The 13,612-nt window shown below is 41.1% G+C and carries 15 protein-coding genes; 11 read left to right on the plus strand and 4 right to left on the minus strand.

The annotated features are described in order from the left end of the window. Window positions 1-6 precede the first annotated feature (6 nt). A complete protein-coding gene (locus C7Y70_RS17995; RefSeq protein ID WP_135476286.1) occupies window positions 7-567 on the minus strand; it encodes a DUF1415 domain-containing protein in 561 nt (186 codons plus the stop codon). Next, entirely contained in the window at window positions 564-1,826 is a 1,263-nt protein-coding gene (gene waaA / locus C7Y70_RS18000) for a lipid IV(A) 3-deoxy-D-manno-octulosonic acid transferase (RefSeq protein ID WP_135476288.1), read from the minus strand. Before waaA ends, C7Y70_RS17995 begins: the two co-directional genes overlap by 4 nt. Before the next feature lie 153 nt (window positions 1,827-1,979). Between waaA and C7Y70_RS18005 the strand changes: the two genes are divergently transcribed. From C7Y70_RS18005 to hldE, 3 genes are read left to right on the plus strand one after another with little or no spacing between them, the layout of a single operon-like run. Continuing rightward, the gene (locus tag C7Y70_RS18005) at window positions 1,980-3,431 is read left to right on the plus strand and encodes a capsule assembly Wzi family protein (protein WP_135476290.1); all 1,452 of its coding nucleotides are present in this window, start codon (window positions 1,980-1,982) and stop codon (window positions 3,429-3,431) included. Between the two features lie 50 nt (window positions 3,432-3,481). Continuing rightward, window positions 3,482-4,072: an SIS domain-containing protein gene (locus tag C7Y70_RS18010; protein WP_099297739.1), complete on the plus strand. Its 591-nt coding sequence runs from the start codon at window positions 3,482-3,484 to the stop codon at window positions 4,070-4,072. Next, window positions 4,072-5,511 carry a bifunctional D-glycero-beta-D-manno-heptose-7-phosphate kinase/D-glycero-beta-D-manno-heptose 1-phosphate adenylyltransferase HldE gene (hldE, locus tag C7Y70_RS18015; RefSeq protein ID WP_135476292.1) on the plus strand — a complete coding sequence of 480 codons (1,440 nt, stop codon included), beginning with the start codon at window positions 4,072-4,074 and terminating at the stop codon, window positions 5,509-5,511. Before C7Y70_RS18010 ends, hldE begins: the two co-directional genes overlap by 1 nt. Here hldE and C7Y70_RS18020 read toward each other — a convergent pair. Continuing rightward, complete coding sequence (locus C7Y70_RS18020; RefSeq protein ID WP_099297743.1) at window positions 5,501-6,229, minus strand: 3-deoxy-D-manno-octulosonic acid kinase; 729 nt, start codon at window positions 6,227-6,229, stop codon at window positions 5,501-5,503. The genes hldE and C7Y70_RS18020 overlap by 11 nt on opposite strands. 126 nt (window positions 6,230-6,355) lie before the next feature. Between C7Y70_RS18020 and C7Y70_RS18025 the strand changes: the two genes are divergently transcribed. From C7Y70_RS18025 to glpG, 6 genes are all read left to right on the plus strand, one after another. Continuing rightward, entirely contained in the window at window positions 6,356-7,432 is a 1,077-nt protein-coding gene (locus C7Y70_RS18025) for a glycosyltransferase family 9 protein (RefSeq protein ID WP_210114677.1), read from the plus strand. Next, complete coding sequence (gene gmhB, locus C7Y70_RS18030) at window positions 7,432-7,980, plus strand: D-glycero-beta-D-manno-heptose 1,7-bisphosphate 7-phosphatase (RefSeq protein ID WP_135476296.1); 549 nt, start codon at window positions 7,432-7,434, stop codon at window positions 7,978-7,980. The genes C7Y70_RS18025 and gmhB overlap by 1 nt, the downstream gene beginning before the upstream one ends. Before the next feature lie 155 nt (window positions 7,981-8,135). After that, a complete protein-coding gene (locus C7Y70_RS18035) occupies window positions 8,136-9,332 on the plus strand; it encodes a glycine C-acetyltransferase (protein ID WP_099297749.1) in 1,197 nt (398 codons plus the stop codon). Between the two features lie 49 nt (window positions 9,333-9,381). After that, the gene (gene tdh / locus C7Y70_RS18040) at window positions 9,382-10,407 is read left to right on the plus strand and encodes an L-threonine 3-dehydrogenase (RefSeq protein ID WP_099297756.1); all 1,026 of its coding nucleotides are present in this window, start codon (window positions 9,382-9,384) and stop codon (window positions 10,405-10,407) included. A 76-nt stretch (window positions 10,408-10,483) separates the two neighbouring features. Further along, window positions 10,484-10,801, plus strand: a complete 318-nt coding sequence (glpE, locus tag C7Y70_RS18045; protein ID WP_099295066.1) for a thiosulfate sulfurtransferase GlpE — start codon at window positions 10,484-10,486, stop codon at window positions 10,799-10,801. Then, complete coding sequence (glpG, locus tag C7Y70_RS18050) at window positions 10,798-11,634, plus strand: rhomboid family intramembrane serine protease GlpG (RefSeq protein WP_135476298.1); 837 nt, start codon at window positions 10,798-10,800, stop codon at window positions 11,632-11,634. The genes glpE and glpG overlap by 4 nt, the downstream gene beginning before the upstream one ends. On the opposite strand, the gene C7Y70_RS18055 is transcribed toward glpG, so the two are convergent. Next, window positions 11,615-12,022: a flagellar basal body-associated protein FliL gene (locus C7Y70_RS18055; RefSeq protein WP_099295078.1), complete on the minus strand. Its 408-nt coding sequence runs from the start codon at window positions 12,020-12,022 to the stop codon at window positions 11,615-11,617. The two genes, glpG and C7Y70_RS18055, sit on opposite strands and share 20 nt — an antisense overlap. A gap of 158 nt (window positions 12,023-12,180) precedes the next feature. Between C7Y70_RS18055 and C7Y70_RS18060 the strand changes: the two genes are divergently transcribed. Both C7Y70_RS18060 and ubiA read left to right on the plus strand, forming a co-directional pair. Then, window positions 12,181-12,726, plus strand: coding sequence for a chorismate lyase (locus C7Y70_RS18060; protein WP_135476300.1), 546 nt, complete (start codon window positions 12,181-12,183; stop codon window positions 12,724-12,726). Further along, on the plus strand, window positions 12,723-13,601 hold the full coding sequence (gene ubiA / locus C7Y70_RS18065) for a 4-hydroxybenzoate octaprenyltransferase (protein ID WP_135476302.1): 879 nt from the start codon (window positions 12,723-12,725) through the stop codon (window positions 13,599-13,601). Before C7Y70_RS18060 ends, ubiA begins: the two co-directional genes overlap by 4 nt. The last annotated feature ends 11 nt before the right edge of the window (window positions 13,602-13,612 follow it).

The following is a 13,612-nucleotide window of genomic DNA, read 5'->3' on the forward strand; positions in this document are numbered from 1 at the left end:
CCGAGCTTACTTGCTCGGTTTTTTACAGTTCTTTAATAAGGCTTGCCAAAAGTCGATGCCTTTACGGCGTGCTAAATTAATATTGTGCTCAGGGATTGACTCTGGCTCATTGTATTCATCTAACGCCGCGCTCATGCTTGCTTCACGTATTAAATGCAAAGTAGGGAAAGGCGCTCGGTTGGTATAATTAGCGGCATCGTTTTCATCGCTATCAGCGAATACATAACCAGGATGAAAGTTCGCTATTTGGTACTTCCCTTCAAATCCCTGTGCTACGAGTAAAGCATTTGCTAAATCTACTAAATCTAAAAACTCCTCAAAATCAATAAAGCCTTGCTCAAACATGATAAGTGTTGTTTCGCGCTCAGCTAATAAATTAAGTTGATTACACTGTTCAAGCATTTCCATTACCGCATCATCGATGCTGACACTTTGGCTGGTATAATAATGAATACAGTTATTCTCGACTTCTTTACGAGCGAACGGGCAGAAGTTGTATTTGACGATAACATTTGAGACCCACTGACGGGTTTGTAATTCTGCTAACGTGACGGTTTGATTGTTCATGATTTAATATACTGATTAATTATGGTGAGTGTATTTGCAATAGCGCCTTGATTATTTATTAGGCACTTGTTGGCTTGTAATCCGAGTGCTTCAGTTAATTCAGGTTGGTTTGCATATAAGCAAAGCTGCTTGTAAAGCTCGTCGCTAGTTTTAACTTGTATGCAGCCGCCAAGCGTTACTAGCTCTGGGTACACATGGTTAAAATTATAGGTGTGCGGGCCGGATAACACCCCTACAGAAAATGCAGCTGCTTCAAGCGGGTTGTGACCGCCGCGCTCAATTAAACTCCCCCCGATATAACTTACATTAGCCATGCCATAGAGGCATTGTAATTCACCTAGGGTATCCGCTAATACCACTTGCTCATTAGCATAATTATTCTCGCTTCTACGACTAAATGTAAGGGCTGAGTTAGTGAGTAGATCGGCAACTTTATTAAACTGTTCTGGGTGGCGTGGTGCAATGACTAGTAGTGCATCAGGGAATTGCGTAAGTAAATGTGAGTGAACTTGTAAAATAAGTTCATGCTCAACCGGGTGAGTTGAGCCTGCAACCCAGATAAAGCGTTGCTGGTTATAAAGTGACTTTAATTCAGACACCTTTTCAAGTTGTGTTGTGTTTGGTTGAATATCAAATTTAATTGAGCCAGTTACTGCTACTTTATCAGGTGTTAAGCCGAGCTCAATAAAGCGTTGTGCGTCTTGTTGATTATGACTCGCTAGGCGTGTTATTGAGTTCATTATCACACGGGTTAGTGGCTTTATTTTATTATAGCCTTGTTGTGATTTTGCCGATAAACGCGCGTTTAATACCAGCACCGGAATGTGTTTATTTTGGCACTGTGCCATTAAGTTTGGCCAAAGTTCAGTTTCTAATATGCACAGTGCTTGCGGTTGAATATTTTTTAAAAAGCGAGCCGTTGCCGATGGCAAGTCAAGCGGCAAGTAAAGCGTCTGTACAGAGTCTTTAAAGTTGTTTTTTATTTGCTCACGACCCGTAGGGGTATTACAGGTGATAATAATTGCTAACTCAGGGTGCGCTAATTGTAGTTGCTTTATTAGAGGTGTTGCAGCAAGTACCTCACCCACTGAGGCGCAGTGAATAAGCAAAGGAGAAATTGCGTCAGCTTTTACAAATCCAAAGCGCTCAGCAAAGTGATGACGATACGCCGAGTTTTTTTTACCTCTTATTCCATATAGGTAAAAAACAATTAGTGGGCTTAATAAATAAAGAATAAGCGAATAACAAAAGCGTGCCATTTTTAAGCCTCAAATAATAAAGGGTAATAATAACGTGGATACTTAAGAAGCTAAATATGAAATTGTTAAAAAGCGTTATTTGAGAGAGTTTTGAGTGTTTAGTTTGCCCTAATTTGGTAATATTTGGCCACTTATTAGAAAATGTGTGATGTTATGGAATTCAAATTTATTAAAGCCGCGGTAGTCGCCAGTTTTTTAGCAGGTGCGTTTCCAGCTCTTGCTAGCCCCACTGCTTATTTACCAATTGGCATGGATGCGCAGCTTGATCACCAACTTGATACCTTATTTGCACTTACGTCGGGCACGCCTATGGCAAAGCCGTACCGCCTTAGTGAGGTAGAAGCAGCACTAAGCAAATTACAAGCCACAGAGCCAGCTCTAGTTAGTGCAATTCGTACTAAAATAAAGTCCTATCAAGGCACTGATAATATCACCCGCGTTGGCGTAAAGCTCACAGTGGATGGTGATAAAGCAGTAAAGCTTGCTAATCAACGTGGAGTAAGCTCTGATGAGTGGGGGCAAGGTTTTTTTGAAGGTATTTGGCGACCGAACGATTACATGTTGATGCAAGTTGGCGCAGATTACCGTGCACAACAGAATAAATTTACCAACTATAATAGTTTTATAAGTTTTGCAGGTGACGACTTGCAGCTAAATATTGGCTATAAAGAACATTGGTTTTCGCCTTTTAAGCAATCAGCACAAATAATTTCAACTAATGCTCGTACGTCGCCATCAATTTCGTTAGGTATGGTGGCGCCAGCGCATAATTGGTGGAACTTTGATTTCGAGCTTTATTACTCTGAGCTTGAACATGTGGAAAAAGGTATTTTATATCAAGGTGAATTGCATGACGGCACGCCAAAACTTGCTGGAACACATATTAGTATTGAGCCTATAAGTGGTTGGAAAATTGGTTTAAACCGTATGATGCAGTTTGGTGGCGGCCCTCGCGAAGCAAGCGCTGGAGATGTATTTAAAGCGTTCTTTGATCCTGCTGGTAATGATAATGCAGCTATGGTTGAAGGTGGGCGAGATAATGAGTTGGGTGACCAATTAGCTTCATTTACTTCAAGCGTGAACTTTTATTGGGGAATGCCTATAGAGCTTTACTTAGAGTATGGCGGGGAGGATACAAAAAACCACAAAAATTATCAGTTTGGTAATATAGCTTACAATTTTGGTGCTTTTATACCTAAATTAACAGAGAGTTTATCCCTAAGATACGAATATTCTAATATACATAGTTTATGGTATTTGAACACTATATACACCTATGGCAATACTAAAGACGGATATGTAATTGGTAATTTTATTTCAGATACTAAGCCTAGAGGGGAGGGGGATCCAAGTAAAGCGAGTGTCTTAGAAATGAGCTATACAGAATCCCTACATTCTTTATGGCAAGCTAAAGTAACGGTTGTCGATAATAGCGATGGTTTTTTTGACACTAATGGTTTGTACTATGACTATGAACAATCGATTGAGCTACAACTAAGCAATAATCGACAATGGCAAGAGTATAATATAGAAACCACATTGACGTATGGCGAAGATGTGTTTGGTGATGATTATGCTTGGTTATCCGTTGCACTTTTCTGGTAATAAGTGGCCTTTAGTATTTATATACCGTAACAAATTTGAGAGAAATATGTATGTCTAACACTGACTCAGTAGCAGCGAGCTACCTTGAAAGTTTAACCCGTCATCAAACTTTGTTTGAGACGATGGAAACGTATCACCCACAAGTAATGCAATTGCTTGAGGTGTGCCATAGTGTGTTACAGGCGGGCGGCAAAGTAGTCTGGTTTGGTAATGGTGGCAGCGCCGCTGATGCGCAGCACTTAGCAGCTGAATTCGTGGTACGTTATAAGTTAGAGCGCGGGCCGTTAGCGTCCATCGCCCTAACCACGGATACTTCAATATTAACAGCCCACAGCAACGACTATCATTTTGACACTGTGTTTGAACGCCAAGTACAAGCACTCTGTAAGCCTGAAGATTTAGTCATTGGCTTAACAACATCAGGTACCAGCGCCAATATCAATTTAGCTCTAGCTGCTGCAAATGAAATTGGTGCTTATACAGTTGCCTTTACCGGCCGTGATGGTGGTAAAGTCAAAGACATTGCAAAACTACCGATCATTATTAAAGATGATGAAACAGCACGTATCCAAGAAGCACATATGTTTATCGGTCACTGGTTATGTGAAGCGATTGATATGGTTGTTGCGGGGCAAGAGTAATGGAGCTAGGGCTGCTTAAAAATTTATCTAACGCTAAAATACTGGTTGTTGGCGATGTCATGTTGGACCGCTATTGGCATGGTGATTCAGGGCGTATTTCGCCAGAAGCACCAGTACCGATTGTTAAGGTGAGTAAGTTTGAAGATAAAGCTGGTGGTGCGGCTAATGTAGCTAAAAATATTGCTCGGTTAGATGGTAAAGTTGGTTTGCTTGGTTTAATTGGCGAGGATGAAAGTGGTCAAATCCTTGAAAATATTTTAAATGATGAACGTATAGATTCGCAGCTTGTCAGTGTGTGTGATTTACCGACTATATCTAAAATGCGTGTTATCAGCCGCCACCAACAAGTTGTTCGATTAGATTTAGAAGAAAAGTTTACCGAGCAGCACAGCCAATTATTATTAAATCGCTTAGAACTTGTTCTAGAACAGTATGATTTTGTACTGTTTTCAGATTACGATAAAGGTTCGTTGAGTTTAATTCAAAAAATGATTCAAGTGGCTAAAGCTGCAGGGAAAACGGTTCTTATTGACCCTAAATCATCAGATTTAAATCAGTATCGTGGTGCTGATTATATCACGCCAAATTTAAACGAGTTTAAGCTTGCGGGTGGACAAACTGATTCTGAGCAAAGCTTAACCGACAGCGCGCGCCAACTAATAAAAGATGCCGGTGTTGCAGCTATGCTACTTACTCGTTCAGAGCAAGGTATGTCATTGATCAGCGCAAATGAGAAATATGACTACTCGGCGCAGCAGCTAGAAGTCAGTGATGTAACTGGCGCGGGCGATACGGTTATCGCAACGCTTGCGGTAATGCTTGGAGCCGGTATGCAGCCAAAAGATGCCGTAGAAGTTGCTAATCTTGCTGCGGGTATTGCTGTTAGTAAGCTCGGCGCCGCAACAGTCTCTCCTGAAGAGTTAAGTCGTAAGCTTGGCCAATACTTACAAAAAAATGGTGAACATTACCAAACACCGTTTGATGATGTATTGCAGCATATAGAATTTGCAAAACAAAATGGCGAAACTATTGTATTTACCAATGGCTGTTTTGATATTTTACATGCGGGCCATGTACGTTATTTAGCACAAGCAAAAGCACGAGGCGATCGTTTAGTGGTTGGTCTAAATAATGACGAATCTATTGCGCGTTTGAAAGGCCCACAAAGGCCTATTAACCCACTTGATGAGCGTGCAATGGTATTGAGCGCATTGGCATCGGTTGATTGGGTCATTCCGTTTGGCAGTATTGACGAAAATGACACGCCGGCTAAGTTAATCGAGCAAATTAGCCCTGATATTTTAGTTAAAGGCGGTGACTATACTGTTGAGCAAATCGCGGGTGCTGAACACGTATTACGCCATGGCGGTAAGGTTGAAGTGCTGGAATTTTTAGATGGCTGCTCAACCTCTAAAGTGATCAGTAAAATTAAATCTTAGGCTTAAGAGATGACTGGTACGCAGTATTTAATTGCTGCCAGTCGCTTTGTTGCCAATGCATTACCTGATTACGATTACGCTCCTTGTCAAACGAGCGGAGTAAGCGCGATATATTCGCCTCTTGCCATTGACCTTTAACGGCCTTTATCTCACCTCTATCGAAATCGATAATATACACAGCGCCCGTATTGTCGAATAATATGTTATTAATGTTCAAATCAGCATGATAAACACCTAAGTTATGGAACTGGGCGATGGTGTTACCAACTTTTGTTAACTCATCAGATGTTAAGGCACGTTGTTTGAGTACATCAAGTAAGCTTTGTGCGCCTTCTATTGCTTGAGTAATAATATCGCCGCGGTATATTAAACCGTGTTTAGTTACCTTTGCTGTAATGGGCTTTGGTACGTTGAGGCCCATCTCACAAAGTTTCATCATCAATGCGAACTCTTGGTAAACGCGGGTCTTTTCAAGGCCAAGGTACACGTATTGATCGCTTAAAACCTTACCGACTAAACCGCCGCGCCAATAGTGCCTGAGCACGGCAGTTAACTCGTTATGACAAAAGAACCACGCAGTGGCACGGCCTTTTTTGCTGCCGACTATTTTTTCTTGTTGTTGCCAATATTCAGCATCAAACCAATTTAAGCTAATTTGAGCGCTGTACGCTGGGTTGCTCAAAATAATGTGTTGATTGATTGTTTGTTGATTGAACATGGCTAAGATACTTTATTACAGGTAATGAGGTATCTTAACGCGTTTTAATGCTAAGCATAAGTACTTGCAATAGTGAGTGGTTAATTTAAGATCAAGCTCTAGTTAATAATAAAGTGAACAATGCCTGTGAGCCAGACTGCAAACTATTCAGATATCTGTATTTTACGACTTTCAGCAATTGGTGATGTATGTCATGCGGTTTCTGCGGTACAAGCAATTCAAAAAGCTCATCCTAATGCAAAAATTACGTGGGTGATGGGTAAAATAGAATCCATGCTATTGGCAGACTTACCTGGTGTAGAGCTTGTTGTATTCGATAAAAAACAGGGTAAGCAAGCATTTGAGCAGTTAAAGCAGCAATTTAAAGGCCGCAAGTTTGATGTGCTTTTACATATGCAAGTCGCTTTACGTGCAAACCTTGTGGCACGTTGCATTCCTGCAAAGGTCAAAGTTGGGTTTGATTGGGCGCGTGCTAAAGAGCTCCACAGCTTATTTATAAATAAACGTATAAAGGCAGAGCCGCAAGCACATGTGCTCGAAGGATTTAAAGGGTTTGCAAAATCAATAGGGGTACCTGACTACCAACCTAGCTGGGCTATGCCAGTAACAGCACAAGATCAAATTGTCGCCGATGACTTACTCGAGGCAAAGCGGCTTGCCAGCCCTATTTTTGTTATATCGCCAGCGGCGAGTAAAAAAGAGCGTAATTGGTTACCTGAGCGATATGCAGTCCTTGCAGATCATGCACATAGTCAAGGGTTTGAAGTAGTCATCACTGGGGGGCCAACAGAGCTTGAATTTGAGCTGAGTGAGCAAATTATTAGCTACGCTAACGCACCTATCTTAAACTTAGTTGGAAAAACAAAACTTAAAGAATTGTTGTGCGTGCTTAAGCGTGCCGCACTAGTGCTAGCGCCTGATACCGGGCCTGCTCATATGGCGGTTACAGTTGGTACGCCTGTGATTGGTTTGTATGCCCACTCTAATCCAAAACGAACGGGGCCGTATTTGTACCAAAATTATGTGGTTGAGGTTTATCACCAAAATTTATTGCAGCAAACAGGCAAAACCGCTGAGCAAGTGGCTTGGGGAACACGGGTTAAGGGGAGTGATTTAATGGCCCAAATAACCGTTGCAGACGTAACATTGATGTTCGATCTAGTCGTTAAAAAAGAGCAGCTGCTCGCAGCTAAGGTTTACTAATGTTAAATAAAGCGCTTTTTTTAGACCGTGACGGTGTTGTTAATGTTGATCATGGTTATGTGTATGAACCTGATAAGTTTGAATTTATCGACGGTGTATTTTCTGCCTGTAAGGCGTTTGTTGATGCAGGCTATAAATTAATCATCGTGACAAATCAATCAGGAATAGGGCGAGGTTATTATACTGAGGCTGATTTTCATGCGCTAAGCAACTGGGTTATAGCGCAATTTGCAGAGCATAATATCACTGTCAGTGGGATTTATTTTTGCCCTCACCATCCAAAAAAAGCACTTCCAGAATATCTAAAGGAATGTCAGTGCCGCAAGCCTGCGCCAGGGATGTTGCTACAAGGTATTGATGAGCACCATATTGATGCTACGCAAAGTATTATGGTGGGCGATAAACTTAGTGATATGCAAGCCGCAAGTAATGCGAATATTACAACTAAAGTACTTGTACGATCAGGCCAAGCATTTGATAGCAGCGCTATAGGAGCAGCAGATCATATCAGTGACTCTTTAGCTGATTTACCTGCATTACTGTTGTAGCTAAATATAAACTGGCAGCTTAAGTTGTCAGTCTCAATTTATGCGATGAACTACAAACAGTGCATTTAGTTGGCTAAACTTTTACAATAGCCACAATTCGTGATCAGCGATTAAATTTACGCTTGATTACCCGTTCAATTATTTGGAGATTTCAGATGAGAGCATCTGCATTTTTTAGCCAACTTCAGCAGCAAATTGATGAAGTAAAAGCCGAAGGTCTGTATAAAAGTGAGCGAGTAATTACCTCGCAACAACAAGCGCAAATTCAAGTTGCTTCAGGTGACAAAGTTATTAACTTTTGTGCTAACAATTATTTAGGCTTAGCAAACAGCCCTGAGTTAATTGCAGCCGCACAACATGGCCTTGATGAACATGGTTTTGGTGTTGCGTCAGTACGTTTTATTTGTGGAACTCAAGATATCCACAAAACGCTAGAACAAAAAATCAGTGAGTTTTTAGAAACAGAAGACACCATTTTATATTCATCATGTTTTGATGCGAATGCTGGTTTATTTGAAACTATTTTAGGCCCAGATGATGCCATCATCTCAGACTCTTTAAATCATGCCTCTATCATTGATGGTGTGCGTTTATGTAAAGCAAAACGTTTCCGTTATGCTAACAACGATATGGCCGACCTTGAAAAGCAATTAATCGCAGCTGATGAAGCAGGCGCGAAGACAAAGCTTATCGCGACAGATGGTGTATTCTCAATGGATGGCGTTATTTGTAATTTAGAAGCTGTATGTGATTTAGCGGATAAATATGATGCATTAGTGATGGTTGATGATTCGCACGCTGTGGGTTTTGTTGGCGAAAACGGCAAAGGCACACCAGAGTACTGCAACGTGTTAGATCGTGTTGATATTATTACAGGTACTTTAGGTAAAGCGCTTGGTGGTGCATCAGGTGGTTATACTTCGGGTAAAAAAGAAATTGTTGAATGGTTACGTCAACGCTCGCGCCCTTATTTGTTCTCAAACTCGCTTGCGCCATCAATTGTAACAGCCTCAATTAAAGTGCTTGAAATGCTAGCCGATGGCAGTGAACTGCGTGCTAAGTTGTGGTCAAATGCTAAGTACTTCCGTGAGCAAATGGAAGCGGTAGGCTTTACCTGCGCAGGTAAAGATCACGCGATTATTCCTGTTATGTTAGGGGACGCAAAGGTGGCATCAGCCATGGCTGACAAACTCCTTGCTGAAGGTATTTACGTAACGGGTTTCTCATTCCCTGTTGTGCCAAAAGGTCAGGCTCGTATTCGTACGCAAATCTCAGCTGCACACAGCATTGAACAGCTAGATACGGCAATTTCAGCCTTTACCCGCATCGGTAAAGAAATGGGTGTTATCTAATTAATTATTAAACCGCGGCATGTCCGCGGTTTTTATTGAGTGTGTGATCATGAAAGCATTATCAAAATTAAAAGCAGAACCGGGCATTTGGATGACAGATGCACCAAAGCCAGAAGTAGGCCATAACGATTTATTAATTAAAATTCGTAAAACGGCTATTTGTGGTACCGACGTACACATTTATAAGTGGGATGAGTGGGCACAAAATACCATTCCAACGCCTATGGTTGTGGGTCATGAATATGTTGGTGAAGTAGTCGACATGGGGCAAGAAGTTCGCGGCTTCAATGTAGGAGACCGTGTTTCAGGTGAAGGCCATATTACTTGTGGTCATTGTCGTAACTGTCGTGCAGGACGCGTACATTTATGCCGTAACACAACGGGTGTTGGTGTGAACAGAGAAGGCTCATTTGCTGAGTACTTAGTGATCCCTGCATTCAATGCGTTTAAAATTCCAGATAACATCAGCGACGAGCTAGCATCTATTTTCGACCCGTTTGGTAATGCCGTTCATACTGCCTTGTCGTTTGATTTAGTAGGTGAAGACGTACTTATAACAGGTGCAGGTCCAATTGGTATCATGGCGGCTGCTGTTGCTAAGCACGTAGGTGCTCGCCACGTAGTTATCACTGATGTGAATGAGTACCGCTTAGACTTAGCCCGTAAAATGGGGGCTACTCGCGCCGTAAATGTCGCCAACGAAAAACTTGAAGATGTAATGAATGACCTTGGTATGACTGAAGGGTTTGATATTGGTCTTGAAATGTCAGGCGTGCCATCGGCATTTAACGCCATGCTCAATAACATGAACCATGGTGGTAAAATTGCCATGCTCGGTATTCCACCGTCAGATATGGCGGTTGATTGGAACCAAGTTATTTTTAAAGGCTTAGTGATCAAAGGTATTTACGGTCGCGAAATGTTTGAGACCTGGTATAAGATGGCCAGCCTTATTCAATCAGGCTTAGACCTAAACCCAATCATTACTCATCAGTATTCAGTAGATGACTTCCAAGCAGGCTTTGATATGATGATTTCAGGCCAGTCAGGTAAAGTTATCCTTAATTGGGACTAACTTTTCTACTATGGAAAAAGGCGGCCTTATAGCCGCCTTTTTTATCAATTAAAAAGTATTATTTTAAGAGGCAGCAATGGCATTTAAACATATTTCAATCGCCCAAACTCAAGAGCTACTTAATAAAGAAGACGTGGTGATTGCAGATATTCGTGATCCTAATTCATATCAAGCAGGCCACATTCCTGGCTCTGAGCATTTGTCGAATACTAACATTGGCGAATTTATGATGAACAAAGAGTTTGATCAGCCAATCATTATTGTTTGTTACCACGGTATGAGTTCGCAAGGTGCTGCTAACTACTTATCAGAGCAAGGGTTTGAAGACGTATATAGTATGGACGGCGGGTTTACACAGTGGGAAGTACAGTTGCCGGAGCTAGTTGAAAAATGATAGAGCTTGGCAGTATTAATAATCCTCGTGCGGCGCAAGGTTTTATCGACTATATAAAAAGCCAAGGGCTTAGCGGCGAATTGCGCTCAAGTGATGGCCAAAATGTGATTATTTGTATTGCCCCCGAGCACTTTCATCAAGCTAAACCTTTATGGCAAGAGTTTGTTGAAAACCCTAACCATACCCGTTATCAAGATGCATCGTGGCAGGTTGGTAACATGCAATCGCCTCTTAGTTACCAAGGGCAGTCACTTAATTTAAAAGAACGCTTTAAAGCACTTAGCTGGCTCAACCAAACCGTCACTTTATTATGTGTAGGTATTTATATCGCTTTCTTACTCGGTGGTTTTGAGTCAATTTATGGTATTTTACAATTTAACCCTAATCACCCCCTTACTTGGTTGACGCCTGCTATTGTGCACTTTAGTGCGATTCATTTAATTTTTAATATTATCTGGTGGATCTCACTGGGAGACGGTATTGAAAAGCTTGCTGGTAAAAGCACGTTAATAGGCTTGTTTTTAGTAACCGCTTTGTTTAGTAATTGGGCTGAGTTTCTAATGGTAGGCCCTAACTTTGGTGGTTTAAGTGGCGTGGTTTATGGTTTATTAGGGTATAGTTGGATATACAGTGCCCTTAACCTGCAACAGCCTGCACTTGTAAGTAATGCGATTATTGGCTTTATGCTTATTTGGCTTATTTTGGGCTTTGCTGAGATGTTGCCTGTAGGCATGGCTAACTGGGCACATTTAGGTGGATTACTCAGTGGCATGGCTTATGCACTTACCGCACAATTTTTTAAAACTAAAAAAACTAATGGTAAAGGTATTTAGTAAATAGTACTTCACGAATAATCTCTTGCCCTGTTTCTTGTTTGAGCAGGGTTTTTAGTCTTTGCGCGCAACGCTTTCGAATTTCTTCACGGCCAGTTAGTGACTTGATATTTTCTTCAGGTTCTTTTGATAAAATTTCAATAATCGCATCACGAAGCAATGGTGTGTGGTGTTCTACAACAGCAATATTAGCCATATCACTTAGCATTAAATCTACTGTTAAACGAACGTAACCTAGCTTTTTATTATTCTGAGCAATGTAATTAGCAATAATATCAGGCTCAAAACCAAAATAACCGACGTTTGACTCTGCACGGCTAGTAAAGCTGGTTAATAAACCAAATAACATTGTTAAGAGTAAAATGCTTGCGTAGAGCGTTTTTTTCATATTAAGTAAAGTAATCCATATTCCTGCCATGGTTAACAGTTTATACGTAATACCAATTAATATACAGGCTGAAGAGGCTATTATATTCATTAATCATCACTTTTTCATAACAGCCGCCAGTGGTATCATTTACTCGGTTGTTATTAAGTAGAGATATCGTGATTACATTCCCCCTTTCATTGAACGCTAATTGGCAGCATGGTGCCACTGTTAAGCCGCTTACTCATCATGAGAAAGATTGGCTACTTGAGCCGAATTCACTAACGGCTAAATTAAAACATCATGGCTGTAACTTTCATGTGCAAGTGCTCAGTGAAAAAGTATTTAAACTAAATGTTGAGCAACAATCGTTACTCGATGGTCAGTATAAAGAGGGCGTTAACCGCGAAGTATTACTTTGGTGTAATAATCAGCCAATGGTTTATGCGCAAAGCTGGTTGCCTGTAACCAAAAGTATGCAACAGCAGCAATTACTTGAGCTGGGCGATAAACCGTTAGGTGATGTCATTTTCCAACACCCTGATTTAAAACGCACTGAAATTGAAGTCGCCTGTTTTGATGAGCATCACCCAGTGCAGCAATTGATAGATCAACCTTCCGAGGGAAAGCGATCATTGTGGGGGCGCCGGAGTGTTTTCTCTCTAGCGCAAAACCGCTTTTTGGTTTGTGAAATATTTTTACCTAAGGCCTTTATATACCAATGAAACTTGCTTCATTAAAAGTTGCACACATACCCTATTACAAGCAACTAATGCGAACAGATAAACCAATAGGAACGTTACTGCTTCTTTGGCCTACTTATTGGGCTCTTTGGCTTGCAAGTCAAGGCGTTCCTAGCTTAGTAAATTTTGTTGTTTTTACTTTAGGCGTGTTTGTGATGCGTAGTGCCGGGTGTGTGATCAATGATTTTGCTGATCGCAAAATAGATGGTTCAGTGAAGCGCACTGCTCAGCGACCACTCGCCGCTGGGCTGGTGAGTAGTGGGGAAGCATTAAGCTTATTCGCGTTGCTGATTAGCATTGCTTTTGGGCTTGTATTGTTACTAAGCTGGCAAACAATTTTGCTCTCGGTAGGAGCGCTTGTATTAGCGTTTAGTTATCCATTTATGAAGCGTTTTACCCATCTACCGCAAGTGGTTTTGGGGGCTGCGTTTAGTTGGGCGATACCCATGGCATATATGGCATGTAGCGGATATGTTCCAGTTGCAGCATGGCTACTGTTTTTGGCTAATATTATTTGGACAGTTGCTTACGATACAATGTATGCGATGGTTGATAGAGATGATGATTTAAAAATAGGGGTTAAATCAACGGCGATTTTGTTTGGCTTTGCAGATAGAGCGGTGATTTTTTTACTTAATTGTTGTTTTGTAGGGTTGCTTGCGATTGTAGGGGTTATCTACCAACTAAGTTTTTATTATTGGCTTAGTTTATGTGCAGCGTCTGGCTTTTTAATTTACCAGCAGTGGTTAATACATAGGCGTAAAAGAGAGCAGTGCTTTAAAGCATTTTTGAATAACCACTATGTAGGGCTAGTGATATTTATTGGATTAGCAGCCTCCTTGCCACTCACTTTTTAAGTGAGTAAATG

Source organism: Pseudoalteromonas sp. KS88 (genome assembly GCF_004766475.1).
Lineage (GTDB): Bacteria > Pseudomonadota > Gammaproteobacteria > Enterobacterales > Alteromonadaceae > Pseudoalteromonas.

What these genes read in the sequence shown, in the direction of transcription:
- gmhB (WP_135476296.1), top strand. Translation starts at nt 7,432, where the DNA reads ATGTTAAATAAAGCGCTTTTTTTAGACCGTGACGGTGTTGTTAATGTT.
- C7Y70_RS17995 (WP_135476286.1), bottom strand. Translation starts at nt 567, where the DNA reads ATGAACAATCAAACCGTCACGTTAGCAGAATTACAAACCCGTCAGTGG.
- C7Y70_RS18005 (WP_135476290.1), top strand. Translation starts at nt 1,980, where the DNA reads ATGGAATTCAAATTTATTAAAGCCGCGGTAGTCGCCAGTTTTTTAGCA.
- C7Y70_RS18010 (WP_099297739.1), top strand. Translation starts at nt 3,482, where the DNA reads ATGTCTAACACTGACTCAGTAGCAGCGAGCTACCTTGAAAGTTTAACC.
- C7Y70_RS18020 (WP_099297743.1), bottom strand. Translation starts at nt 6,229, where the DNA reads ATGTTCAATCAACAAACAATCAATCAACACATTATTTTGAGCAACCCA.
- glpE (WP_099295066.1), top strand. Translation starts at nt 10,484, where the DNA reads ATGGCATTTAAACATATTTCAATCGCCCAAACTCAAGAGCTACTTAAT.
- C7Y70_RS18035 (WP_099297749.1), top strand. Translation starts at nt 8,136, where the DNA reads ATGAGAGCATCTGCATTTTTTAGCCAACTTCAGCAGCAAATTGATGAA.
- glpG (WP_135476298.1), top strand. Translation starts at nt 10,798, where the DNA reads ATGATAGAGCTTGGCAGTATTAATAATCCTCGTGCGGCGCAAGGTTTT.
- ubiA (WP_135476302.1), top strand. Translation starts at nt 12,723, where the DNA reads ATGAAACTTGCTTCATTAAAAGTTGCACACATACCCTATTACAAGCAA.
- hldE (WP_135476292.1), top strand. Translation starts at nt 4,072, where the DNA reads ATGGAGCTAGGGCTGCTTAAAAATTTATCTAACGCTAAAATACTGGTT.
- tdh (WP_099297756.1), top strand. Translation starts at nt 9,382, where the DNA reads ATGAAAGCATTATCAAAATTAAAAGCAGAACCGGGCATTTGGATGACA.
- waaA (WP_135476288.1), bottom strand. Translation starts at nt 1,826, where the DNA reads ATGGCACGCTTTTGTTATTCGCTTATTCTTTATTTATTAAGCCCACTA.
- C7Y70_RS18055 (WP_099295078.1), bottom strand. Translation starts at nt 12,022, where the DNA reads ATGAAAAAAACGCTCTACGCAAGCATTTTACTCTTAACAATGTTATTT.